This window comes from Mesorhizobium sp. YR577 (genome assembly GCF_900116595.1).
GTDB lineage: Bacteria > Pseudomonadota > Alphaproteobacteria > Rhizobiales > Rhizobiaceae > Mesorhizobium_M.
In genome coordinates this window covers 44,849-69,515 of the sequence record NZ_FPBI01000002.1, presented here as the reverse complement: position 1 = coordinate 69,515, position 24,667 = coordinate 44,849, and the positions used below count along the sequence as shown (strand labels likewise).

Below are 24,667 nucleotides of genomic sequence, written 5' to 3'. Positions count from 1 at the left end.
GGAGAGGTGGATATGCGGCTTCATGTCGTGTTCTTGCCAGTCGTTGCCATGTTGGCGACGGCCGGTTGCCAGACGGCCAAAACCGATGCCGAAAAGGCGAAAGCCCAGGGCCCGTCTACGCAATCGGAACGTCTGATCAAGCTCGCCGACGATATTGACGCGCGCGGCGAAAGCGACACTGCAATGGCGCTCTACCAGCGTGCGGCTGCAATGCCCGACGCCAAGCCGAGTGCGCTCGTCAAGGCGGGCGAGGCCTATATGCGGGCGGGTTATCCGACGGAAGCCGCCAAAGCCTACCAGGCCGCACTGGCGAAAGCTCCCGATGATGGCCAGGCGATGCTGGGGCTCGGCTCGGCCATGATGGAAACGGGTGACATCGATGCCGGCATGCGCGCGTTGGCTCAGGCTGCCCCACTGGTCAACACCAGCAGTGCCTACAACCGCTTGGGCGTGGCGCAGACTTTCGCCGGCCAGACGGGCGAGGCGCAAGCCACCTTCACCAAGGCGCTGAAGCTTGCGCCCGGCGATCTCGATATAGAGACCAACATGTCGCTGGCGGCGGCTCTGGAGGGTAACGCGGCGACCGCGCTGCCGCTGGCGCAGAAAATATCGGCAGCTTCTAACGCGCAGTTGCATCACAAGCGCAATGCAGTCGTGGTCTTCGGACTTCTCGGCCAGGCCGATCAGGTCAAGGCATCGCCGCCGATCGGCTTGACGACCAAGGAGGTGGACACTTTGCTGGCGCGTGCCAGAAACATCCGCGCCAAGGGAAGCACGCAGGCGAAAGCCAACGCGCTCGGCTCCATTCTCGGCTAATCGCTGCGAAACAAGGCCGCGCGCGCTGTTCCCGGTGCCATCTGTCGATGCCTGCTCATGGGCGCGCGGGCAATTCCTCATCGATTTACTCGATCGGTGATGTTGTCTGCGGTGTCAACGGCCCGCTATTGGCACCGCCCATCGGTTCCTCTTCGCCATCGAGATAGCGCCGTGCTGCGCGTGCGGTCGGTGCTGCCGGGGCCGGTCCCATGCGACGGCCTTCAACGAGATCGCGCTGGCTTTCGGCCATGCGCTGGAGGTTATAGGCATTGGCGCAACCGGGCGGCAGATGCGCGCCGACGCCCGAGACGACCGTCAGATCGGTCGAGGCGGCGGAATTGTCTTCGTCGACCGGCTCGGCCAGACAGGCGTTGGGCGCCAGGACGGAACCGCCGATGCTCTTTTCGGACCCACCCGTGTCGGTAGAGACATAGCTGTAGCCAGGCGAATAGTCGGCCCGCTGTTGAGGGTTGTTCGCGCAGCCGGCTAGAAGCAGAATCGGAAGAAGCGAACGGAAAGCGATGGGTAAGGTCATGGGTTCGTTTCCCCGCTACTTGATGATCAAGCCCATCGCTGACGCATCCTTGGTGCGCTTGCGATGGGGACGCTTGGCGGCCGGACGATCGAGCGGCGTGGCGAGGCTGTCGCGCACCGGCTCGACCAGATAGGGCGTGATCAGGATGACCAGTTCAGTCTCTTCGCGCTGGAAACGCTGAGACTGGAAGAGCGCGCCAAGAACCGGCACGTCGCCGAGAACCGGAAACTTTTCCAGGTTGCGCGATGTTCGCTGCTGAAAGAGCCCGGCGATTGCGAAGGTCTGTCCGCTCGCTACCTCAACCGTGGTGTCTGCCTTGCGCACGACGAAGCTCGGCATGGCAAAGCCGTTGGCGCTGACTGATCCTGCTTCCGACAGTGAACTGACTTCCGGCTGGACATGGAGGCCGATGCGATTGCGGCCAATCAGCGTGGGCGTGAAGCCCAGGGATACGCCGAAGGGCTTGTACTGGACGGTAACGACGTCGGTCCCTTGCGGAATCGGAACCGGAATCTCGCCGCCGGCAAGGAAGCTCGCCGTCTGGCCGGTTACCGCCGTGAGGTTCGGTTCGGCCAGTATCTTGACGATGCCGTTGCGCTGCAGCGCTTCGATCAGAATGTCGAAATTGACGCCATGCGTCTGGTCCATGCTGAGGCCGAAGTTTCCGTCGCGGCCGGAAGGCACGCCATTATCCTGAAACATGTTGAATTCGAAGCCACCGCTCCGGTAGCCGACGGACCAGTCGACGCCATAGGATTGCAGCTCCGTGCGCGAGACTTCGGCGAAACGAACCCTGATATTGACCTGCTGCGAGCCTTGCACGGTCATGTTGTTCATCGGCGGCTGTTCCGGCGGCGAGAAGGTCCGTGCGATATTGTCGACTTCCGTCGCTTCCTCGACGCCGCGTGCTTCACCGGTCGCTACGATGCGGTTTCCGAAGATGGAGAGGTTTGTCGCTGAGTTCGGCCGCATTGCGCGCTTGGCTTCGAGGGCAGGCGTGACATCGGCTGTGACGCGAAATTGGGCTGTCGCCTCGATCCGCTCGTCAGCGGTGACAGCAATGAGATTGGTCAGGCCCGGCTTGAGACCGAAGACATAGACCATGCCCGGCGACACGACCTGCAGGTCTGCGATCGTCGTATCGGCGATCAAAACGGATTCGACCGGTTCATTGAACCGCAAAATACGCCCTTGCCCGACCGGCAGGTCCACAGTTGGCTGGCTCGGCAATGGCGACACGTTCTGCGCTGACGCATCGGCAAGCGTGAAAAAAAGCGCCAGCAAAAAGCCAACCGCGACAGCGAGCCAGCGCGCGTCCTTCCGCCCGGTGAAAGCGGTGGCCCGGATGCCTGCTGTGTTATCGTGGATTGTCATGCCGTCCCTCTCCTGAGCATGTAAATTCCCCTTTTGTCCCCATCCATCTCGCCAGCGTCATGAGGCAGCTTGTTGCCCCACTTCTGCTCAGGCTGCGGGGAGAGATTGAGAGATATTGCGCGTGCCGCGCTTGTCCGAGCGCCCGGCTATCGTGGCCAGAGGCTGGACATTGAATTCGGGTGCGAGTTCCTGGAAGGACAGAACCGGAAGCTCGATGGCGTTGTGGGCGAGCAGGCTTCGCATATGGCGGCGCACATCCATCGCCGCGAGGACGACCGGCGAGACGTCGGCTGACGTCTGCAGGACGGCGCGCTCTATTTCCGTAACCAAAGCCTGCGCATCGTCATCCGACAGGTTCAGGAATGTGCCGGCCGAGTTGTTTTGCACCGCGCCTCTGAGGATGTTTTCGGCCGAGCGTTGCAGAACATAGGCAGCGATGATGTTGTTGCGGTCGGCGGAGCGAAAACTGATCTGGCGTTTCAGGGAGGTGCGGACGTATTCCGTAAGCATGACGACGTCCTGCTCGCGTTGACCCCACTCGATCAATGCTTCAAGAATCAGGCGCAGATTGCGGATCGGCACGTTCTCGGCAACCAGCCGGCGCAGCACCTCGGCGATCTTCTGCAGCGGCACGATCTCCTGCGCCTGCCTGACCAGATCCGCGTAATCGGGCTCGATGTCCGACAGCAGCCTGCGTGTCTCCTGTATGCCGACGAAATGGCCGGCATAGAGCCGAAGCGCATTTCCCATCCATTTGGCAGCCGTCTCCGCCGGTGTCGAAAAGGCGAGGCCGGCTTCTTTCAGCGCCGATATCTGATGGTCGTCGACCCACATGAATTTGCGCTGGCCGGCGATTGCTGCGCCTTTCTCATAAGTCACGTCAAGAAGATCGAGATTCGTTACATCCGCCTCGACCAGAACGCGGTCTGCGGGAATCTCGGTATCCAGGATGGGTGCGCCTTCCAAATCGATGCGAATGCTTCGCGATGAGAGCGCCTTGTCATCGATTTGCACGCCGATCGCCGGCACGTCGACGCCGAGGTCACTGAAAAGCTCGCGGCGCACGCCATCGGCGAGTGAAGCGAAATCGGTTTCCAGGATTACCTTTCCGAGATCGGTTCCGAAGCTTACGACGATACGCTGGGAAGAAGACAATGCACCGACGGGGGTGCCTGAAAGCGGTGCGGAATTGCCTGGCTGTTCGGGCATTGCGATCTGCCCGATGTCTTTTGGCTCCGTTTCCTGCCCGGCGCGACGATTGATGGCGTAGGCGCCCAGCCCGAAGGCAGCACCGAGTATCAGGAACGCAATGGACGGGAAACCTGGCACGATGGCCAGGCCGACCATCACCGCAGCGGCGAGCGCCAGCGCGCGGGAGTCCCGCAGAAGCTGGCCGGTAATCTGGCGGCCAAGGTCAGTCGTGCCGTCTGCGCTGCCGACGCGCGTCACCATCGTGCCGGCGGCAACCGCGACGAGCAGTGCCGGTATCTGCGCGACCAGACCGTCACCGACTGTCAAAAGGGAGTAGGTGGATGCGGCTTCACCCATCGACATGTCGTGCTGTAGCGTTCCGACCGCAAAGCCGCCGATCAGATTGACCAGGATAATCACGATGCCGGCGATGACGTCTCCCTTGACGAATTTCATCGCCCCGTCCATCGCGCCGAACAACTGGCTCTCCCGTTCGAGTTGCTGGCGCAGGCGACGCGCTTCCGCCTGATCGATATCGCCGTTGCGCAGTTCCGCATCGATGCTCATCTGCTTGCCCGGCAGTGCATCCAGCGTGAACCGCGCGGCCACTTCCGCAACACGCTCTGCGCCTCGCGCCACCACGATGAATTGCGCGAGCGTGATAATCAGGAAGACGACGAGGCCGACGGCAATACTGCCGCCAACGACGAAACTGCCAAACGCGGTGATGATCTCGCCGGCATCGGCTTGCAAGAGGATAAGGCGGGTGGTCGTGATCGTGATCGCCAGCCTGAACAGGGTGGCGATCAGAATGACCGACGGTAGCGACGAAAACTGAAGTGGGTGGGAGACATAAAACGAAACCAGCAGGATAAGCACGCTGATGGCGATGTTTGCGGTGATGAGAATGTCGACGAGGAATGTCGGCAATGGAATGAGCATCATCACCACGGCGACGAGCATCAGGATTGCTATGACCAGATCGCCGCGCCGTGAGAGCTTGGAAAGGAACTGGAGAAGTCGCTCAGACAACGCAATCATTCGGCGCCTCTCTGCGACAGGAAGCTCCGTAGAGCGGTATGCGCCTCAGCCTTGCGGCCAGCGACCAGCAAGGCGCGGCTCTTCAGCAATACAAGCGTGGGGTGATCCATTCCGTCCAAGGTTTCCAGCCTGGCAATCGTGGCGAGCGCCTTGTCGGCTTCGCCATCGAGTATGAGCAGATGCGCCAATGTCCGCAGGACGCCGGCATTTCCCGGAGAAAGCTGTGCTGCGATAAGCAGGTACGCCGCACCCCGCTTTGCCTGCCCATGACACCCGTAGAGATAGCCCAAGACATGCAGCAGATGCACCGTGTCGTGCTGGTCGGTCAGGTTTCGATTCCTTCCTGCATACGGCCCAGCAGATTGCGGTGACGCTCTATTTCATCCTCCATCAGCGTTCTGGCGAGTGTCTTGAGTTGCTCACCGCCATCGAGATCGGGAACCTGATGCGTGACGAAATGCTGAAGGATAGACACGGAGCGGCGCAGGATCGCAGGTTCGGGAATGCTTGGCATGACGAAGTCGATGAGTATCTCGTCAAGCGATTTGCCGGTCGAACCCTGGGAGGGCTGGAATTCTGTGGTCTCAGGCCTTTCTGCGCTGGCGGTTGATTTTGTTCCCTGTGCGCGGCTCGAGGCCTTGTCGATGCCGTTCATCCGCCGCCGGTTGATCGCCTGGCCGCGGACATCCTGCGCCTGCCGCACCTCGCGCCCGGCTGAATCCAACCTTGCTGTATCGAATCTCGGCCCTTCGAGCCGGCGGTTCACGGATATTTCAGCGCGACCGTGGCGCCGCCCTTCGTCAGGAGAAGTTCCGTCTCGCCGATCTGCTTGATGGTCCAGCCATCATTCGTGAATGCGCCCTCATGGTAACGCGCGCCGTCGGCTGCGATGACGTAAGGCCGCTCGCCATACCAGATTGCCTGCAATGTCAGGCGGGGAGCCTGCTCGGCGTTGCCGATCATGACATTTGAGACAAGGGGAATATGGGCACCGTAAGCCTGATCGAACCAGGACTGTGTTTCCGTCCAGACGCCGCTTTTTTCATTCGGGATCATTCCCGAGACCAATAGACGTCCAGGTGAACGTTCGACGGCCAGTGTGCTTATCCCGGACTGCTCAAGGCGGAGCCTGAGCTGGCTCTCTGCCTCGGCGGCATTCTGTATTTGTGCCGGCGATGAATCGTCCAGCACATCCTGCCCAGCTTCACCGGCGTAGGCCACCTTCGTCAGTTTCGCGTTAATGGAGGCAGGTTCACCGCCGCCATCAGGCTTGGCGAAGGAGAGTCCGTTGGCGGCAACGGAAACCGCAAACACGGCAAAGAACACGCTGCCGGCGATCAGCAATGGGCGATTGGAAACGGACCAGCGACTTGCGGGGCGCTCCGGGCCGACTAGCTGGATATTGGCATCGCCGACGGATATCCTGACCGGCAACCTGCAGCGGCTGCCATGACCTTCATGGATGGTCTCGCCATTGGCCAGTGTGACATCGCCGCCGACGGCTTCGATTTCAATCTGGCCACCCTTGCGGCGCAACCTGGCGTGGATCGGCGCAATCCCTTCGTCCCTAAGAACGATATCGGAATCGGTGCTGGAGCCAACTGTGTATTGAGGTTCGGTCAGATTGAGTTCGGCACCGGCGTGGAAGCCGTGCGTAACGCTGAGCGCAATGGCCTGCGCGGCTGCCTGGTCGTTTGAGCCGATGATGACCGACCGAAGCTGGCGCACGAGCGCCGCATCCCAAAATCTGCCGATAGAATTAGCGGTCATACCACTTCATCTCCCGCCGATGACTATTTCAGATGCAGCCTGACAGCAGCGCGCAAACATTCCGCCATGTGAGTACGCCGCCGGTCGCTTTCGGCGGCGCAAGGGATTGAGAATCCCAAGCCTTAGGCCTTTTCAGCCGATTGGCCGAGTGTTCTCGCCGTGCTCATCAGCATATCGTGCTGTGATTTCGCCATCTCTTTCGTGATCTCGAGACCGAACATACGTTCCTGATGCTTGATCATCTTATCCAGATTCTGCTCAGGCGATCCCGCAGAGCCGGATGTAATGGGAGGGGTAGTAGCCATGATTGTCTCCTTGAGGGACGATTCAAGTTGCAAACTTCAGAATGGCAATGCGATTCCGTCAGCTTGCAGGGTCACTCTAAGGCAGCAGGAACGAAAATGGAAGTCCATTTGGAACATATGAGAGGATGCAGTTCCAAGTGTTGCATTGCGCGCTGTCACAGGGTAATCTTCAAACGGGGTGAATGGGGTATTTGAAAATGGAAAAAGGTCCGTTGGCGGAGCTGTTGGTCGAACGGTTCGAGAATATGCCGCCGCAGCTACGCATCGCTGCGCGTTTTGTTTTGGATCATCCTAAGGATGTCGCGCTGATGTCGATGCGCGAGCAGGCCCATCAGGCCGGCGTCTCGCACAGTACGATGATGCGGCTGGCGCGTTGGCTAGGCCTTGAGGGTTATGAGGACATGCGCAGCCTCTATGCTCAGGCGCTGCGTGAACCTGGCTCTGGCGGTCTTGTGCGGCAGGGCAGGGAGCAGGACGGGGATCCGGGATACTCGACCGCCGGCATCGTGGCCGACGCGCTCGCGGCCCAGATTTCAAGCCTTGGCGAATACGGCAACGCGGCGCAGTTCATTGCTGCCGCAGATGTCCTTGGCCGGGCGCGCAATATATACAGCCTCGGCTCTCGTTCCGGGCATTCTGTCGCAAATCACTTCGTCAATGTGATGTCGTTTTTGGCTGCGGATGGCCGCAAGGTGAATCTCGTGGGCGATATGACCGGGCATGGCCTGGATGCCTTGCAGGACGCAGGCAAAGGCGATGTTCTGCTTGCGATAAGCATGCCGCCTTACGAGCGAACGACGATCGAGGTAGCGCGGCAATCGGCACGACAGGGGGTTGCGGTGATCGCAATTACCGACAGCAATGTGTCGCCGCTTGCCCGCATCGCCCAGGAAGCGATCATCGTTACGTCGAATTCGCAGTCGTTCTTCCGCAGCATGGCGCCGGCATTTGCCGCTGTTGAGATTCTCGTGGCACTGACCGCCGCGCGTTCGGAAGTGAATGCTGCAGACAGAGTGAAGCAGTCGGAAGAGCAACTTGCGGCTTTCGGCATCTATTGGAAGCCCCCTCGATAAGATCGGAAGCGCTTATCGGGCAGGGGGCCTGGCGGCGACTGCCGTCAAGAACGATATCCGGAGGTCGTCCAGATGGTTCGCCCGATTACGCTCACCAAGCCACCGGTCCCACCGCAAAAGGTGAACGCCACTGCCAATGCCGGAGAGGTGGCGCGGCTTGAGGCGCAGGCCACGAAGCTCAGGGAGCAGATCAGGCTTGCCAACAGGATGGGCGAGCGCGACTGGGCGGCGCAAGCTCGCCAGGAACTGACCCAGGTCAACACCCAGCTGAATTCACTGCAGGAGCCCCCAGCCGCGCCGGCCGTGGCGTCGACAACGCCGAGCGTGAACGCGGGCAACGGCACATCGGGCAACGGTACAACCGTAACGCCGGCGCTTAATACATCCAATCTGGCAAGCCCCACCGTGATGCCGGTGAAGCTCGATACCGGTGCCGCGGAAGAGACGCCGGCGGAAGCCACTGCTGCCCGCAACATCGTCAACGATGTTACCGGCGGCAAAAGCATCGATCAGATCGCGTCCGACCGCGGCATGACGAAGGATCAGGTGCTTGCTTCCCTAAGATCCGGCGGCATGACGGTGTCGACCACCGAAAGCGAGGTCGGGGTATCAACCGAGATAACGGACACGACCGGCCGGACCGTTACGGAACATTACGACTACGAGCACGGCAACTATTATACGGAAATCCAGCAAACGCCCAACGGTACCGCGACGACGACGCCGATCCGTGATGGGCTGGGGCGCAAGGAAACCAGCAGCTACAATCCCGACACAGGCGCCATCACCACCCGTTACGAGGACGATCTTGGCAGCGGCACCGTTACTGAGCGGACTGCCTTGCCTAACCGCACGACTGTCGAGACGGTGACGCCGTCTGGCGGTCCTGCTCTGCCTGTCACCACCGTGACCGGGCCGAACGGAGAGAACGTGGTTCTCGATGCTTCCCAAGATCCGGGCGGTGCGACCACGCAAGGCATCCAGGACGATCTCGCCGACGGCAAGAGCATTGATCAGATCGCAGAGGAGCGGGGCCTGACCAGCGACCAGGTGATCGCCGAATTGCAAGCGGCCGGCTACGAGGTCACGACGCGCGGGCCGACAAGCGACAATGGCGACGTGCAGTCGACCGAGGTCGTCGATCCGAATACCGGCGACAAGACCGTCTACTACCATGACTATCAGCATGACGAGCGCACGGTAGTGACCACCTCCGACGGCACCGAAACGACCGTGTCCGAGGATGGCAACGGCAGGACCCGCAACAGCGAGCGCAATCTCGAGACGGGAGAAACCACCACGACCATCGTGGACCCGAAGGCGGGAACCGAAACCAAGATCGTCATCGACAAGGATGGCCGCATCACCAAGACGACCACCGAGGACATCAACGGTGGCGAGCCTGTCGAATACGAGGTACAGCCGGGCGACAACCTGACCCTGATTGCGCAGCAATATGGCGTCACGCTGGATGACCTGAGGGGATCGAATCCCGAGCTTTTCGAATCGCCCCGCGATCCCGACCTCATTCACCCCGGCGAGACTGTGACGATCGAGAACGGCACGCGCACGACCGTCGAGGTGACCTTCAACGGTTACACGCTGACCACGAATCCTGACGGCAAGGTAACGCTGACCAACAACACGACCGGCAGCGAGCTGAAGATCGAGGTCGGTACGGCGCAGCAGTCGTTGGCCGAATTGCTGCTGGCGATCAACCCGGAGAGCCAGGATATCGAGCAGGCCAAGGCCGATACTGTTCTCAAGACTATCCTGGAAGGCGTCCTCGGCGGGGCGAGTCCCGAACTTGCCCAAGAAGTCATAGACAAACAGCAAGCCGTATCGGACGCCATCAAGACCTATGGCGGCGGCATAGCTGCGACGCCAAATCTCGACGGCAACGTCACATCGGTCGGGCCGTTCGGCGAGCCTCCATCGGCTACAGCTCCGTCAGGTGGCAAATGGGTGCCGTTGATGGTCGACGGAAGTTGGCAGTGGTTCGACCCTGAAGTCGCCAAAGCGATCGCCGCCGAGAACGCCGTGATAGCGCGTCTTGGCGAAGCACAGGCACAGCCTGGGCAAAGCGCGGCGCAACTCGACGTTTATGCGCTGGATCCCGAATACCAGGGAGCCATGCAGGACGCCAAAACGACACTCAACAACACCCTGGCGCCTTATGGGCTGGAGTGGAAGGCACCCGAGCCGAAAGGCACGCTTGCAGATGCACAAGAACGGCTGACCACCGCCAACAACATGCTCGAAAGTGCCAGCAATGCGAGGGCCGAATACGAGCAGGGCGAGACAAGCCTCCTCGACGCTATCAGCAAGCAGGCAACCTTGCCTGGGCTCAGCGATCCGAGCCTGCCGTCGGCCGGTGAGAGCGGCGGACCTAGCAGCACGGAAATCAACCTGCAGGGCAAGTCAGAACACGCGGAGGTCGCGGGGCTCTTCATCAACGCTGCGCTGCACACCGCACGCGGCAACAAGGCCACAATCGACCAGATGGTCGGTGCGACGGAACTGGAGCTTGCCGAGGCTGAACCCGGAAGTCCCGAATATACCGAAATCAATGGCAGACTCGAGGAGTTGAAAGGACTTCAAGAGGCTGCAGCCAGCCAGGTGACACTGGCTGAGGCATATGAGGAATTTGGGGTTGCGCAAAAGGATGCGGCCGACCTTGCCGTGGATGTCGAGCCGATCAAACAAGCATTGCTTGCGCAGGCGATGGAGAGAAATCCCCATCATTTCGATCCAAACGGTTACACGAATGCCGAGGGCGACTACACCGGGAAGCTGCTGTCACAGGAAGTGATCGAAGAGAACGGTCAGCTTTATCTCGTCAACACCTATGAGAACGATAATTTCCTCGATGAAAACGGTAATGACACGCCAGTCCTGAAATATGCCCTGACATACGATCTCAACGACAAGAATATCAGGGAAGATTTCCGCAACGATCCGCTCAACAAGCAGTGGCAGGAGCTGCTGGCGTCGACGCAAAACTCGACTTCGGCACCGGTGTGCACGCCTCATGGAACAGGCTCGCAATCGGCGCTGGCGGCCGCCAAGTCCAAGATCATCGGCGTGCAGGTCGAGCGGTTTGATGCACAGCTGAAAGATGCGAAAACCAAGCTCGTCGACGCGACGACGGCTCGCGACAATGCGATCACCGAGCATGGCACGGGGACCGTCGAGGCGCCTGCCGGCACGCTTCAGCCAGGTGAGCAGCCGGTAAAGATCACCGTGAACGGCCATGATCTCTGGGTCGCACCGGAGGTTGCTGCTGCCTATGAAAAGGAAGGACCCGGTGCGATCGGTGCCAGCGGCAAGTCGGTCCAGATCGAGATCGATGGCCAGTTGCTCTGGGTACATCCCGAAGTGGCAGCTGCCGAAATCAACAGGAGTTCGGCAGAAACCGAAAAGAATCAACTGGAGACATGGGAAAAGGATGTCCGCCCGGCGATGGTCGCGGCGCGCGACTGGTATGGCTTCTATGCGAGCAACCCCAAGCTTCTGACATATGGTAACGAGGAGCATGAGGCGCGTCTCAAAAACACATATTTTGAGGAGCACAAGGATCAGGCGCTGGCCGGCTATCAGGTCCAGCTCAAGCAGCTGTACGACAGCGGTTTCACCGGCGAGTACGAGGAATACGGGCCTGGCGAACTCAGCGGCACTGTAGCCAGGACACTCGGTCTCGACGAATCGAGCGAAGGGGTCACAAAGGTTACCGATGAAATCATCGACCGTGCAGGCGAAAACGGCGAGGTCAAGGTTGTGCCGATCTTCTCGCTTGATGGCGGGGTGGAATCGTCGACGGCTTTGTTCGCGATCAAGGACGATGAAAAGGAAATCGGCTATGTCGACAGCGCCGGCAAATACTACGGCAGCTTCGACGAATTCCAGCATGAGAACCGCATCTTCAGCGACAGCGGCAAGCTGATCATGGCCAAGGGCGGCGACATGAAGCTCGGCGCCGATGGATTTTCGCTAGATGAACTGGAGGTCGCTGACGGCCGCAAGGTGGATTTCTGGGACAAGGCCACCGACATAGGCCTCGGCATCGTAGCCGGTGCCGCCACCATCGTCTCGTTCGTTCCGGGCGGCCAATGGGCCATTCCTATCGCGATCGCTTCCGGCGCAGCACTTGGCAGCAAAGCTCTCTACAAGGAAGGCGAGCACCTTCTACAGGGCGGCGATTTCGACAGTCAGTCGGCTTGGAATATCGCGACCGGTGTCACCGCGTTCCTGCCGGTCGGAGCTGGTGCCCTGCGCACATTCGGCCTTGCAAGGTCCGGCCTGACCACCTCCAAGGCGTTCGCAGGCGGATTCGGAATGGCGCGCATGAGCGACGCCAGCTGGGGCGTTGGCAAACTCCGCGTAAACGTAACGCAATCTCCTTATGCCGGGCAGGTGGCGAGCTATATGCAAAGCGGCAGCAAGCTGACCAACGTTGCGTGGGGGCTTGATGCCGGGGGCGTTGTCACCGGTGTTCCGCTGCTTGCCAAATCGGCCGAGGATCTGGCCATACACGGCGGCGAAATGTCATTTGCCGAACTCGCAAACACCATCATGAGCATCGGTACTGGCGCTGTCGGCACAGGTCTGGGCGGTCGAGGGCTGCTTTATAACATTCCCGGACGGGCTGGTCCTCATGGTGGCGAGAACACCCATTCCTGGGCCGGCTCCGTTCCAATGGGTGATGGAAATTCATCGACGCGGCCACGGGCTGTGTATGAAGCCGGCTCTGACGGTGTTTACAGACCCAGCGGCGAGTATGTGAAGCCGAGCCCGGACGAAATCATCGTCGATGGCGAGGTGATTGGTGAAACGTCCGGCGAGCAGGGAACTAACTTCGGTGCCCGGGAAGGTTCCTACGGCGCACAAGACGGCAGCGGTCCAACTGGCCTGCGCGCGCTGCCGGCCGGTGTTTCGAAGGGCCCCAACCAGCCGCCACCCACAGGCGGCAAAGGCGACCCTTCAGGTGACGGACAATCGTCCCGACCGATGACCGTTTATGCGGCTGGCAACGACGGCGTCTACCGTGCGACCAACGAACAGGTCTTCCACGACGCCGACCATCCTGTGATACCGGGCGAAGTGATCAACGCTCGCGATACAAGCGGCGAGGGACCGGCGATGCTACCCGGCCGCGACCTGGACGGTTCGACCAGCCGCGAGGAGACCGCCCCTGCGGATGGCGATCCCATCGTGGTACCGGAACAGCCTACTGCGAAGGAGGATTCTATACGCCTCATCTGGAATCCGGAAACGCGCAGTTTCACCGGCATGCCGGTGCGCGACACCAGCGGATACATCTATACCAGTGGTAAGGATTCTCAGACCGGACCGGTCTATCGTGACGGGCAGCTCGGTTATGGGTCTGACGAAGCGCAATCACGCGCAGGCTATACGCAGATAAGGGATGAGAACGGGCAACTCGTGACCGCTACCCACTACGGACCTCCTCCGCACAGTGTGGAAAACGTATACGTGCCCCCGGTCGACGGGCCGGTGGCACGCGGCGATGACCCGAGCGTGGCAGACAAGACGCATATTCTCGTGCACGACCCCGACACCGGCGAGGCCGTTGTTTTGCCATGGATACGCGGTGCTTCCGAAGACCATGTGCCGGGCAGTCTTGGAGATGACGATGGAGCGTCAGTGCGGCCGGAAACAGCTCCCGTCCGCAAGATGATCGATCCGGCGCCTCCTACCAGCTTCACGCTCCAACAAGTCCGCAACCTGCGGCAACCCGAAAAGTGGAAGGCCGGCGAGGTCTATACGCGCGAACTCAACGGTTCGACTGGCGAAGCGTATTTCCCGGTTGAAGCCAACCCGAATGGACCGCACCCCGTCTTTGGCGAAGGCGGAAGATACGTGGATGCGCCTGTTTTCAAGGACAACGACGTGATCGAGGCGATCGAGGTCAAGACCTATCATCGCTGGACGACGATCAAAGGCGTTGCGCAGATGCGCGAAGTGCCGCTTACGCCAAAACTGCAGGAGCAGATCAACAAGGACGTAGCGCTGCGGAACGAAAACCCAGCTTATGAGCCGCGCTGGGTTTTCCTCGATGCACCACCGTCAGCGGAACTGCAGAGCGCGCTCGACAAGGCGCGGATCGTCGGGAATATTTTCGGGCACGACAAAACGCCTGCTGCAAAATCGCAGCCGCAGCCTGTTGTTTTGGAAGCCGGCTCGGGCCGGACCATTCAACTCCGGGACAAGAACGGCGAGGTGATCGTCGCTGCGATGCTGGGCACCGAGCCAAGGAGCCCGGAACAGGTGTACGTGCCGCCTGCTGACGGGCCGCGCGCGCCGGCTGACGCGCCGGAGATCGCAGACAAGACGCATATCCTGGTCTACGACCCGAATACGGGCGAACCCGCGGTGTTGCCCTGGATACGCGGTGCTTCCGACGACCATGTGCCGGGAAGCCTCGGGCATCCGGAAGAGGGTAATCAACCTGTCCAAGGTGCGGGCGAGCCCACAAGACCATTGCGCGGCAATGTCGGTCCCTACGTATTCCGAGCAGATACCCGCACACCGGCCGAGGTCAGGGATGCGGGAGGCTTCTCGCCACCGCCGCCAACCGGAATCTGGGTGGGCGACCCGCAAGGCATCACGCTAAGCAACTATGTCATGGGCAATACCCATGGCCGTTTCGTCGGCACCAGCCAGTCGATCTCGGGAGCCAAGGCTTTCGTTTCGGAAGAGTCACGAGCCGCGCGGCAGCAAGGTTATACCTACCTTTATACGCTGAACCCGAGCAGGCCGCGCCTCCATGTCCCGACCGAATTTGAGGCAATGGGCATGCCGGTCGGCGAAAGGATGGCCCGTGTCGACGAGACCGCAGTCGACGGCAGCATACCGTGGAGCGAGGTACATGGCTGGCGGATGATGGACCCGGACGGCAATTTCGTCGGCGAATTCACGCTGAACCCGGATGCGGTTGCGCCAGGTTCGACGCCAAAACGCCCACAGGTCATCCTGAGGCCGGCCGACGACTTCTGGGATATCAGCGCGCCAGCGGAAACCGAAGCGCCAGCCCCGCCGGTGACCGAGAAGGTCAGCAACCAAACTCCGGTTGTGACTGGCGAGACGCCGCAGGTGGTGAACATTGCCGCCGAAACGCAGCCTTCAGCAGCGACATGGCCGCCGGCGCCCGACCGGGGCAGGGCAGTCTTCGACGCAACGACCGGCAGGATCGTCAGTCTCGAACTTCCGCCAAGCTACGCGACCGAGCCGGGATATGCGGAATCAGTCCGGGCGCCTACCGGCAAGGAAGTCAACGCACTGTCGGCGGAGCAGATTTCCGGGCTCACCTCCGCACAGCTTCACGCGATCAGGCCGGAGCACATCGCCAAGCTGACGCCGGAACAGGTTGGCGCGCTTGGTCCTGACCAGGTCGGGCGGCTTACATCTGATCAACTGGCAGGGCTGAAACCGAAGCAGTTGCGGGCGCTGAGTGCCGAACAGCTTCAGGCGATCCGGCCGAGCCGGCTGCAGGCGATTGCGCCGGGCCGCATCACTGCCCTCCGGCCGGATCAGGTGGCGGTTTTCTCGCCCGAGCAGTTGGCAGCCCTGACAACGGAGCAAGTGCGCAAGCTGACTCCCGACCAGATAGCCAAGCTCAGCGACGAGCAGCGCAATGCCCTGACGTCCGAGCAGTTCGCGGCCATGCGGCCAGCCCAGTTCAGCCATCTGGATGCTACGCAGTTCGCAGCGCTGAATCCTGACCTGGTTGCGGCACGTGATCCGGTGACCACGGCAAAACTGTCGCCGGACCACATTGCAGCGCTCACACGTGAACAGCTTGGCTCCCTGACTGTTCATCAGATCGAGGCACTGACGAAGCAGCAGGTATTGGCGCTGACGCCGACGCAACTTGGCGAACTGAGCCCCGGCCAGTTGCGCAAGTTCACGCCGAAGCAGTTCGCCTGGATGACGACCGAACAGACCAATGCGCTTTCGGTGCTGCAACTGACGACCTATCGCGCAACCCACAAGAAGACCATGACGCCGGATCAGGCGGCTGCGGTTGAGGCTGCCCTGATTCACGCCCGGATAAAGGAAAACGCGCAGCTGGTCGCAACATTCGGGCCGATGGCAGGATCGTCCTACACGGTGTGGCAGATGCTGCCACCACATTGGGCGGCAACCGCAGCGGGCGTCGCTTTCGGTGTACGCGGTGTGGTCTTCAGCGCCCAGTCTGTCTTCCCGAATGCCACCGCAAGCCACAAGCCGCTGGGTCGCGCCCTTAACGCTGCCAGCGGAACGTCGTTCATCTTCTCATCTCCGGGTTCGACCGTCGGTATGCTGCACGGCGAAAACCTGGTGGTGAACGGCACATTTGCCTTGGGCAATGTCATCTACGGTCCCAAATCGGTCCTGCAGTCGGTCACGGGCAGGCCGGTTTTCCGAACCATGGCCGATCATATCGGGAACGCGGGCTATCTGGTTGGCTCAGCAGCTTACACCGTCCAGAATCTGCATTCGCCGCTGGCCGCCTCGGCCGGCGTTCTCTTCACTGTCGGAAGCGCGGAATTCTGGGCATCGGCAATCCGCACTGACAGGCTCAATCGCCAGTCGATTCCGAGAACGGACGAGGATGTCAGCGCGCGTGCCAAATCCGACAAGCGTTGGGGTTATGCCGACCGTATCGCCCTTGGCGTGACCTTCGGCGTAGGCATGTTTCTGTTTGCCTGGGATGCACTGGATGATCAGCCGTGGAATGTCGCGAGCCCGACGCCGGATAATGACCCGACCAGGCCTGGTGACGACCCCTCCGGTGTGAATGAAACGCCGCCGGACGACAAGGCAGAGACCCCCGAACCTGGAACACAAACCCCGCCGACGGACTTTCCGCAGCTCGTCGTTATGGCAGACGACGGCTTGAATCTGCGAGCGCAAGCCGACGGGGATGCAACCGTGGTGACGGTCCTTCAGCCCGGTACATATGTCGAGCAAACCGCGGAGCCTTCGACCGATCAGTCAGGCGAGGCATGGATACCTGTCGAGGGTTTCGGGCCGGACGGCGAAATGCATGGCGGCTGGGTTTCCAGCAACTACGTCGAGCCTCATCCCGCAGGCGACAGCAATCCGGACGGTCGGACGAACCCGACCCTGGAGAAGAACGGCTACGAGTGGGTTGAGGTCAAGGATGGAGACAGCATTCGCCTCATCGCCAAGACGCATTCTGCTGACGTGGCGGAGACGGTGGTGCTCAACATGGATCACATCGTGAGTCCGGATATGGTCTTTTCAGGCGACCGCATCTATCTTCCGATCACCGCGATCGGTTGAGAGATCACCGGCTATCTTTAAAGGCTGAGGTTTCCTCGGCCTTGCCGGTGCTCGCGGCATAGGCGTGCGCAACGCAGACAGCCAGCTTGGCTGCCCGCTCGGCTATCGGATTGGAAGGTTCGGACGAATAGGAAGCGGTGAATTGCAGGTCGGACGGATGCCATTCGCATTCGACGACGCGCAACTTGCCGCTTGCGGTGTAATCCTGGACGACCTCCTGGGGGAGGGAGGCTATCCCAATTCCATCCAGTGTCATCTTGATGGATGCGGCAAGCGAATTGGCCGGGAAGACGCGCGGCGTTTCTTCGAATTCGGCGGTAAGTTTTCGGTAGAGCTCGCTATAGGGCCTCGTGGTGCGCGCATAGCTGATGATTGGAAATCGCATCAGGTCGCTCAGCGTTGCCTTGCGTCGGCTGGGCAGGTCCAACTGCGGCGAACAGACCCAAACAAGCGGATAGGACGGCAATTCGATATTCTCGATGCTATACTCCAGGATCGGGCCCATCAGCACCGCAAGATCGAGCCGATGTGACATGAGTTCGTTGCGAAGGGTCGTCGTCGCGTCGACGACGATATCCGTGTCGACAAGCGGATAATTGGTTTGAAGTTCCTTCAGAAAATCCGGAAGCCAAGTGTGCACGATGGTTTCGGCAACCCCAAGCCTCAGCACCCCTGTCGTTTCTGAAAGCGAGTTTGCGGTCAATTGAAGCCGTTCCGCCACACGCAGCACTCTTTGAGCTGCCGGCAGGAGTTGCTGTCCTTCGGCGGTCAGCCTAACCGTGCTGCTTTGCCGTTCGAACAGCTTGGCGCCTAGGGCCTCTTCCAGCCCGGCAATACGGGTGGATACGGCGGGCTGCGTGGTATTCAGCCGCTCGGAAGCCTTTCGAAAGCTTCCGAAGGTCGCGACCAGGAGAAAGGTTTCGAGTTGCTTGATGTTGAACGGGATCATGATGGTCGACCATTTATCTACGGCATTCGGACGGTTATCCGCCCATCAATGCCTGACGATGACCCGTGCTCCGAGCTTTACTCGATCGTACAGGTCGATAACATCCTCATTGGTCATGCGGATGCAACCGGAAGAATTCGCCTGCCCGACGGTCCAGGGTTGATTGGTGCCATGGACCCGGTAGAGCGTATTGCCGATATAGAGCGCCCGTGCTCCCAACGGATTGTTCGGCCCGCCCTTCACATGTGCCGGTAGAAAGCGCCCCTTTGCCGCCTCTCTGCTGCGCATTTCGGCTGGTGGGCGCCAGTCCGGCCAGTCCTTCTTGCTCGACACCGTATCGCGGCCTGACCATTCGAAGCCTTCCTTTCCGACCCCCACCGCATAGCGCAAAGCCTTGCCGTCTCCGAGCACGTAGTAGAGGCGCCGCTCCGTCGTGTTGATCACAATCGTTCCTTTCGGCTGGGCTTCGCTAAAAAGCACCACTTCCCTTGGGATAACGGACCATCCCGGCTGGATTTCGTTGCTCGACGGCTGGTCGGGGGCGGAGGGGGCAACCAGCACATTTGTCGCCCGATCGTATGTCCAGCTTCTCGGGTCGTAACCGCTGTTCGATTGGGACCATGCCGGCACGATGGTAACGGTAAAAGCCATTGCAATCAAAACCAGTTGCCGGATGAGACGCTCACGGCATGCGACCAAGCCGCCTGGAACGCTGCCGGGAAATGCCGGTAACGCTAGCAGGATCTTGTTTGCTATCATCGAGACCGGTGCCTTTCCGCATCCAGGCGTTGAACTGGCGATCACGAACCAGTGATCATCTGATTCCAGCGCACCATATCGCTTTGCTGGACGTTCGCAACATTTGGCACCAAATCCTCATGTAAAATCCAATTGGACTTTCAATTTCGTGATGTGCGCGATAGAATGAATCGGCGGGCAAACCATGACACGAGCGACATCGGCCATCAGGCAGGCGTCTCTCTGCGATAGGACCAATGTTGACAGGACGCGGTACCTGCAATGCGGATCGGTTGTCGGGAGCTAGGTCGGCTGCATTCTTGGCCCGCCACCTTGCGGCAGCCCTGACGTTTGGCCTGGTGTTTGGCTTTGCCTCGTTGCAGGCCATTGCCGCGGAGCCGCGCTGGCCGTCCGGCCCCTATAAATACATCACGGTCGATCAATCGGTACCCGATGCGCTGGTTGAACTCGGACGAAACATGCGTGTGCCTGTACGCGTGAGCAAACTCGTTAAAGGGCGCCTGAGCGCCGGCATGCCGGTTGGAACGGCCCACGAATTCCTGAAAGAGATATGCAACCGCTACGGTTTGGTCTGGCATTTCGACGGTATCGTCATGAACGTGGCAACTGAGGCGGAAGTCCAGACGGAAATGATCCCGCTGGATGCCAATGCTGCTGCCGGCGCGCAGGACCGGCTTTCGCGGTTGGGCGTTATCGATCCGAGGTTTCCCGTCAAGGTTTCGGAAAAGGATGACGTGGTGTCGGTCTCCGGGCCGCCATCCTATGTCGAACTCGTCAGGAAGACGCTAGGCGTTCCCGCAGCGCCGGGCGCGAAGCCGGGTGACGGCAAGGTCGTTCCGGTCCGCGTTTTCCGTGGCAGGCAGGCGGAGGCACAGAATGTCCCCTCCGCCAAAGCAAATTAGAGAAGCAGGAGGGCAGATTCATGCAAATCGCGCCGATTGGAGCCCTGGAGGCAACGCTTGCAAACTTGACCACCAGTCTGACCTCGCAACAGCAGATCGCAGCTGGTGCGGCTGCTCAGCCAGGCAATCGCATGGTGGGCGCCAAGCAGGAAAAGCACGACGCTTCAAAGGCAAGCATGCCTGAGCGCACGGATGTCGCGACACGAGCCGGCCAGCAAGTTGCGCAAGCGTCACCGGATGCAAATTCGGCAACGGCCACGCAGTCCTCCGGCTCGCAAAAGGCCGAGCCCATCGTAGAGCGCAAACTCTTCGATTACCTGGCCGAAGTCGAGAAGGCGGGAGGCGGAATGATTTCGAACCCTTCCGCGCTCTTCGGTTCCGCTGTTCAGTCTCTGGAGGGGACCATGCAAAAGGTCCAGGAAGCGCTCGGCAAGGCGAATATGTCTGCGAAGGCTGAAACCGACGCGGTACAGGATGGCGCCGCCGGCAACACGGCTGCTCCCGGTACAGATGCTGAAAATTCCCCGGCCAAGAATGCCGAGCAATTGCTCGAACGGTCCATTTCCGTGATGTGGGCGGCCGCAAATCTCGAGGTGGTGACGAGCAGTGTGACCGCCGTCACCTCCTCCACCAGCACGCTGATCAAGCAGCAATAGCGATACGGAGTGTTCGTGCACACATTACCCCTGCAGTGGCGGTCAGAAGTTTTGCATCGATACGGCTCATGGTGCCGGGTGACGCTTGTCGTCGCCTGCATGCTTATGCTCCAGGCGTGCTCGGTCGAACTTTATTCCAATCTCAACCAGCGTCAGGCCAACGAGATCGTTGCGACGCTGATGCGTCATGGAATTCCGGCCCAGCGCGAGGCCGGCAAGGACGGCAATATGTCGGTCTCGGTCCAGAAAGGCCGGTTTGCCGAAGCCATGGCGATCCTCGACGAAAGTGGATTGCCCAAACAGGAATTCCAGACGCTCGGCGATGTCTTCAAGCGAGACGGGCTCGTATCCTCGCCGGTCGAAGAGCGAGCGACGATGATCTATGGCCTGAGCCAGGAGCTGTCGCAGACGATTTCGGACATCGACGGCGTGCTTTCGGCGCGCGTTCACCTCGTTCTGCCGGAAAACGACCCGCTGCGGCAGCGGCTCGTGCCTTCGTCCGCTTCTGTCTTCATCCGGCATCGCGCATCCGTTCCGATGAATGAGCTGATCCCGCAGGTCAAGATGCTGGTGGCCAAAGGTATTGCGGGACTGACCTACGACAATGTGTCCGTGACGCTCATTCCGGTTGCTGCAACCGCTCCCGAGCAGGGAGCCGGCGAGACCGGTTTCACAACCTTCTTCGGCCTCTGGCTGCATCCGGACAGTGTCGCTGCCGCTATGTGGCTGTTTTACGGAATGGCGGCAGCCATACTCGCGCTGCTTACCCGGCTGGCTTACCTTCAATGGTATCGACGCCCCGGTGTGTACGCACTCGATGCTTCAGCAATCCCTGTGAAGAAGACATGAGCCAGCAAGCCGACGCTAAGAGCCCTGGCAGCACGGACTGGCAAGCTTTCATGACCAATCCTGCCGGCTACGCGGACGCTGCCCGGCTTGTGGCGTGTTTTGACGGCGCGATCAGTGAGGCAACGTGTGAGCGCATGCTGCGATCGCCACGCTTGCATCAGCGAGTGTCAGCGCTTCTATTCGACCGCTACGGGCTCGCCTCTGCCGTCTCCCATGAACCTGATGAAAAGGTGGATCGGGCGATCGTCCTGTCGTCCCTCGAGGAACTGGAAGAACTCGCGCTTCGTTCGGGCGCGATCTACTGGGCTGGCAGAATAGCGGCCGTCATCGATGGACGTGAAGCGGCCGCTTTGCAGGCGGCGCTGGGAGCGGATCTTTGCGCCCTCGCTGTCGCCAATCGTGATTTGGCCGGCTCGATGCAATTGTTTGAGGCGGCGGAAGATATTCATGAGCGCGTCTATGCGGACGGCCTGCGTTGCCTCAGCGCCTGGTGTCAGACGATGCCCGACGAAACAGCCATGCGGGTTCGCCTGAAGCTGATGCCGCACGACATTATCGACGGCGCCGTCGTCTCGCCATTCGACGAGGTTGGTCCGGTAATTGTTCGAAGAGCGATGGACTATACCGAATGATCGAAGCGGGCACAGAAGCCAAGGATATGTCGAGGCGCCCTTACGCCCGCATCCTGCGCGCTGCCGAAGCGCGTGCCTGGCAGGACGGATACGCCTTTCTTGATGAAGCCAGACAGGATGCGCAGCAATTGCGTGATGCCGGGCGGCGAGCCTACGCGGTTGAATATGCGCAGGGCTATGAGGACGGCAAGGCCCAAGGCGATGCCGACGCTGCACGATTGGTGAGTGAAACCACGATCAAGGTGGATCGCTATTTGAGCGGGCTGGAGACCGAGGTGGTCAACCTTGCCTTGGATGTCGTCAGGCGAATGCTCGGGGAGTTCGATGTGAGCACGCTTGTCGCCAAAGCGGCGAGACAGGCCATAACTGAAATCCGGCGTGCCAGGTATCTCAAGATTCGTGTCAATCCCGGCTCCATCACCAAGGTTCGGGACGAGCTGGATGCGGCTTTGCGCGAGAGCGATCTGGGCATGACTGTCGAGATCGATGCCGATGATACGCTCCTGGCGGGCGCCTGCATCCTTTCTACCGATATCGCTGTCGTTGACGCGAGCATCGACGCGCAACTCAATGCGATAGCCGCCGCGATCGCATCAAAGGCCGAGGCGCCGGCATGACAGGTCCCGCTACCAGTATCGAGAGCCGTCTGGCGTCCATCGTCCCGAACCTGCGCTCCGGCATGCGAGACGATGCCAGTCGGCCGAGGAAAGGCCGTGTGCGGCGGGTAACAGGAACGGTTATCCACGCGACGGTCGAAGAGGTACGTCTCGGCGAGATATGCGAACTGATCGACCCCAGAACCGGCAGGACAACGAAAGCTGAAGTCGTCGGCTTGATGGACGAGATGGCGATCCTGGTTCCGCTCGGTGACCTGACCGGTCTTTCAAGTCTCACCGAGGTCATCCCCACCGGCAAGGATCAGCAAGTGCCTGTCGGTCCCGGCCTGCTCGGCCGGGTGATAAGTGCGCTTGGCGAGCCGCTGGATGGAAAGCCGCTTTCGCCCGACGGCATTGCCGCCAGCTATCCGGTCAACGCCTATCCACCGTCGCCGCTGGAGCGCGCTCTTATCTCCGAACCGATCCAGCTCGGAATTCGCGCCCTCGACGGGCTGCTAACCTGCGCGCGCGGGCAACGCGTTGGAATCTTCGGAGAGCCCGGCGTCGGCAAGTCGATCCTGCTTTCCGATATCGTCAGCGGCACCGATGCGGACGTCGCGGTGGTTGCCCTTGTAGGTGAGCGTGGCCGCGAGGTGCGCGAGTTCGTCGAACACCAGCTTGGCCCCGAGGGGCTGGCGCGCGCGATCATCGTCGTCGCGACATCGGACCGTCCTGCCATCGAGCGCGTCAAGGCCGCTTATGTGGCGACCAGCATTGCCGAGTATTTTCGCGACCAGGGCAAGCATGTGCTTCTTGCGATGGACAACATTACACGATTTGCCCGGGCGCAGCGCGAGATCGGCCTGGCTTCCGGCGAACCCCCGACGCGTCGCGGGTTTCCATCTTCGTTGTTCGCGGTTCTTCCAAGATTGCTGGAACGCTCGGGGCCTGGTCGCGTCGGCTCGATTACCAGCCTCTACAGCGTTCTCCTGGAAGGCGACGGCACGCTGGATCCTGTAGCGGAAGAGATCCAGGCGCTTCTGGACGGCCACGTATTTCTCTCGAACGACCTTGCCCAGCGTAACCATTTTCCCGCCATCGATGTACTTCGCAGCCGAAGCCGCCTCATGGATACGGTCGTGCCGCCGGCGCATCGTTCCGACGCCGGCCGTCTGCGCGAGCTGCTTGCCCGCTATGCCGATGTCGAACTGCTGCTGCGTGTTGGGGAGTACCAAAAGGGCAGCGATCCGACTGCGGACGAAGCGGTGGCGAAGATAGACAGCATAAACGCCTTTCTCCAACAGGCGTCCGCTACCCGCGAGACCATCGAAAAGACACGCGAACGCATGCGGGAGATCGTCAGTGAAGGATCGTGACATGATCGCTCGATTGCGTGATCTCAGGCGGCGGCGCGAAGAGTACGCTAAGGAGATCGTTATGCGCAGCCACGCCGCGGCCCGCAGCGCTGCGAGGAAGGTTGAGGAAGCGTCTGCCGCAGTGTCAGAGCACCTCCAGCGTACGGCCGAGGCTGAAGAGGCCGCGTTCGGTTCGCTTGTCGGGCAGCCAGTGAAGGCCGTCAGTCTTTACCGGCTTCAAGGTCGGTTCGAAGTGAGCGCGAGGGAAACCGATGAGCTGCGGGAAACGGAGAAAAGGGCCAGCCTCGTCGAGCACCAGCGGAAATTGGAATTGTCCTCGGCTCGCAGCGACCATCAAACCAGCATGAAGGCTGTGATGAAGCTGGACATGCTGATGGAGAACCTCGCCAAACGCAGCGCTCGTCGTCGGGTCGCTCTTGCTGAGCTCTCCGAGGAAGAAGAGCGCGGCCCAGCGCGCCTGCCTGCGGAACGTTAATCCATTCGAAGACGATGATTTAGGGAGTGTGATGCCTCAGGTCCTGGCATCGGCAAAGA

General features: G+C 60.7%; 19 protein-coding genes. 10 read left to right on the top strand and 9 right to left on the bottom strand.

Going from position 1 to position 24,667, the window contains the following annotated elements; genetic code table 11:
* Positions 1-12: 12 nt before the first annotated feature.
* On the top strand, positions 13-816 hold the full coding sequence (locus BM413_RS03270; RefSeq protein ID WP_091910456.1) for a tetratricopeptide repeat protein: 804 nt from the start codon (positions 13-15) through the stop codon (positions 814-816).
* A gap of 85 nt (positions 817-901) precedes the next feature.
* Here the strand turns inward: BM413_RS03270 and BM413_RS03265 are convergent, their stop codons facing one another.
* From BM413_RS03265 to BM413_RS03235, 7 genes are all read right to left on the bottom strand, one after another.
* The gene (locus BM413_RS03265; RefSeq protein WP_091910455.1) at positions 902-1,351 is read right to left on the bottom strand and encodes a hypothetical protein; all 450 of its coding nucleotides are present in this window, start codon (positions 1,349-1,351) and stop codon (positions 902-904) included.
* Positions 1,352-1,366: 15 nt separating this feature from the next.
* On the bottom strand, positions 1,367-2,725 hold the full coding sequence (locus BM413_RS03260) for a type II and III secretion system protein family protein (RefSeq protein ID WP_091910453.1): 1,359 nt from the start codon (positions 2,723-2,725) through the stop codon (positions 1,367-1,369).
* 87 nt (positions 2,726-2,812) lie between these two features.
* On the bottom strand, positions 2,813-4,957 hold the full coding sequence (gene sctV / locus BM413_RS03255) for a type III secretion system export apparatus subunit SctV (RefSeq protein WP_244537738.1): 2,145 nt from the start codon (positions 4,955-4,957) through the stop codon (positions 2,813-2,815).
* Positions 4,954-5,265, bottom strand: a complete 312-nt coding sequence (locus tag BM413_RS03250; RefSeq protein WP_244537737.1) for a tetratricopeptide repeat protein — start codon at positions 5,263-5,265, stop codon at positions 4,954-4,956. The genes sctV and BM413_RS03250 overlap by 4 nt, the downstream gene beginning before the upstream one ends.
* 17 nt (positions 5,266-5,282) lie before the next feature.
* Positions 5,283-5,723 carry a hypothetical protein gene (locus BM413_RS03245; protein WP_244537736.1) on the bottom strand — a complete coding sequence of 147 codons (441 nt, stop codon included), beginning with the start codon at positions 5,721-5,723 and terminating at the stop codon, positions 5,283-5,285.
* Positions 5,720-6,727, bottom strand: coding sequence for a SctD/MshK family protein (locus BM413_RS03240; protein ID WP_091910452.1), 1,008 nt, complete (start codon positions 6,725-6,727; stop codon positions 5,720-5,722). The genes BM413_RS03245 and BM413_RS03240 overlap by 4 nt, the downstream gene beginning before the upstream one ends.
* Positions 6,728-6,849: 122 nt before the next feature.
* A complete protein-coding gene (locus BM413_RS03235; RefSeq protein WP_091910450.1) occupies positions 6,850-7,032 on the bottom strand; it encodes a hypothetical protein in 183 nt (60 codons plus the stop codon).
* A gap of 212 nt (positions 7,033-7,244) precedes the next feature.
* Here BM413_RS03235 and BM413_RS03230 point away from each other — a divergent pair, with 212 nt between their 5' ends.
* Entirely contained in the window at positions 7,245-8,105 is an 861-nt protein-coding gene (locus BM413_RS03230; protein ID WP_091910449.1) for a MurR/RpiR family transcriptional regulator, read from the top strand.
* Between the two features lie 72 nt (positions 8,106-8,177).
* Positions 8,178-17,414, top strand: a complete 9,237-nt coding sequence (locus tag BM413_RS03225) for a LysM peptidoglycan-binding domain-containing protein (RefSeq protein WP_091910447.1) — start codon at positions 8,178-8,180, stop codon at positions 17,412-17,414.
* A 4-nt stretch (positions 17,415-17,418) separates the two neighbouring features.
* Here BM413_RS03225 and BM413_RS03220 read toward each other — a convergent pair whose 3' ends face one another.
* Both BM413_RS03220 and BM413_RS03215 read right to left on the bottom strand, forming a co-directional pair.
* Entirely contained in the window at positions 17,419-18,363 is a 945-nt protein-coding gene (locus BM413_RS03220; protein ID WP_091910444.1) for a LysR family transcriptional regulator, read from the bottom strand.
* A gap of 45 nt (positions 18,364-18,408) precedes the next feature.
* Complete coding sequence (locus tag BM413_RS03215) at positions 18,409-19,014, bottom strand: L,D-transpeptidase (protein WP_091911076.1); 606 nt, start codon at positions 19,012-19,014, stop codon at positions 18,409-18,411.
* Between the two features lie 407 nt (positions 19,015-19,421).
* Here BM413_RS03215 and BM413_RS03210 point away from each other — a divergent pair, with 407 nt between their 5' ends.
* From BM413_RS03210 to BM413_RS03180, 7 genes are all read left to right on the top strand, one after another.
* Positions 19,422-20,024 carry a type III secretion protein gene (locus tag BM413_RS03210; RefSeq protein ID WP_244537735.1) on the top strand — a complete coding sequence of 201 codons (603 nt, stop codon included), beginning with the start codon at positions 19,422-19,424 and terminating at the stop codon, positions 20,022-20,024.
* Between the two features lie 20 nt (positions 20,025-20,044).
* Positions 20,045-20,680 (top strand): hypothetical protein, encoded by a 636-nt coding sequence (locus tag BM413_RS03205; protein WP_091910443.1) that lies wholly within the window; start codon positions 20,045-20,047, stop codon positions 20,678-20,680.
* A 78-nt stretch (positions 20,681-20,758) separates the two neighbouring features.
* Positions 20,759-21,529, top strand: a complete 771-nt coding sequence (gene sctJ / locus BM413_RS03200; RefSeq protein WP_244537734.1) for a type III secretion system inner membrane ring lipoprotein SctJ — start codon at positions 20,759-20,761, stop codon at positions 21,527-21,529.
* The gene (locus tag BM413_RS03195; RefSeq protein ID WP_091910439.1) at positions 21,526-22,161 is read left to right on the top strand and encodes a hypothetical protein; all 636 of its coding nucleotides are present in this window, start codon (positions 21,526-21,528) and stop codon (positions 22,159-22,161) included. Before sctJ ends, BM413_RS03195 begins: the two co-directional genes overlap by 4 nt.
* Positions 22,158-22,778, top strand: coding sequence for a type III secretion system stator protein SctL (sctL, locus tag BM413_RS03190; protein ID WP_091910437.1), 621 nt, complete (start codon positions 22,158-22,160; stop codon positions 22,776-22,778). Before BM413_RS03195 ends, sctL begins: the two co-directional genes overlap by 4 nt.
* Entirely contained in the window at positions 22,775-24,133 is a 1,359-nt protein-coding gene (locus BM413_RS03185; RefSeq protein WP_091910435.1) for a FliI/YscN family ATPase, read from the top strand. Before sctL ends, BM413_RS03185 begins: the two co-directional genes overlap by 4 nt.
* A complete protein-coding gene (locus BM413_RS03180) occupies positions 24,120-24,608 on the top strand; it encodes a hypothetical protein (protein WP_139238549.1) in 489 nt (162 codons plus the stop codon). The genes BM413_RS03185 and BM413_RS03180 overlap by 14 nt, the downstream gene beginning before the upstream one ends.
* Positions 24,609-24,667 lie beyond the last annotated feature (59 nt).

Excerpts from the sequence above, each read along its gene's own strand:
- BM413_RS03220 (WP_091910444.1), bottom strand. The coding sequence starts at position 18,363 with ATGATCCCGTTCAACATCAAGCAACTCGAAACCTTTCTCCTGGTCGCG.
- sctV (WP_244537738.1), bottom strand. The coding sequence starts at position 4,957 with ATGATTGCGTTGTCTGAGCGACTTCTCCAGTTCCTTTCCAAGCTCTCA.
- BM413_RS03260 (WP_091910453.1), bottom strand. The coding sequence starts at position 2,725 with ATGACAATCCACGATAACACAGCAGGCATCCGGGCCACCGCTTTCACC.
- BM413_RS03205 (WP_091910443.1), top strand. The coding sequence starts at position 20,045 with ATGCAAATCGCGCCGATTGGAGCCCTGGAGGCAACGCTTGCAAACTTG.
- sctL (WP_091910437.1), top strand. The coding sequence starts at position 22,158 with ATGATCGAAGCGGGCACAGAAGCCAAGGATATGTCGAGGCGCCCTTAC.
- BM413_RS03270 (WP_091910456.1), top strand. The coding sequence starts at position 13 with ATGCGGCTTCATGTCGTGTTCTTGCCAGTCGTTGCCATGTTGGCGACG.
- BM413_RS03195 (WP_091910439.1), top strand. The coding sequence starts at position 21,526 with ATGAGCCAGCAAGCCGACGCTAAGAGCCCTGGCAGCACGGACTGGCAA.
- BM413_RS03240 (WP_091910452.1), bottom strand. The coding sequence starts at position 6,727 with ATGACCGCTAATTCTATCGGCAGATTTTGGGATGCGGCGCTCGTGCGC.
- BM413_RS03225 (WP_091910447.1), top strand. The coding sequence starts at position 8,178 with ATGGTTCGCCCGATTACGCTCACCAAGCCACCGGTCCCACCGCAAAAG.
- BM413_RS03265 (WP_091910455.1), bottom strand. The coding sequence starts at position 1,351 with ATGACCTTACCCATCGCTTTCCGTTCGCTTCTTCCGATTCTGCTTCTA.
- BM413_RS03215 (WP_091911076.1), bottom strand. The coding sequence starts at position 19,014 with ATGGCTTTTACCGTTACCATCGTGCCGGCATGGTCCCAATCGAACAGC.
- BM413_RS03185 (WP_091910435.1), top strand. The coding sequence starts at position 22,775 with ATGACAGGTCCCGCTACCAGTATCGAGAGCCGTCTGGCGTCCATCGTC.
- BM413_RS03235 (WP_091910450.1), bottom strand. The coding sequence starts at position 7,032 with ATGGCTACTACCCCTCCCATTACATCCGGCTCTGCGGGATCGCCTGAG.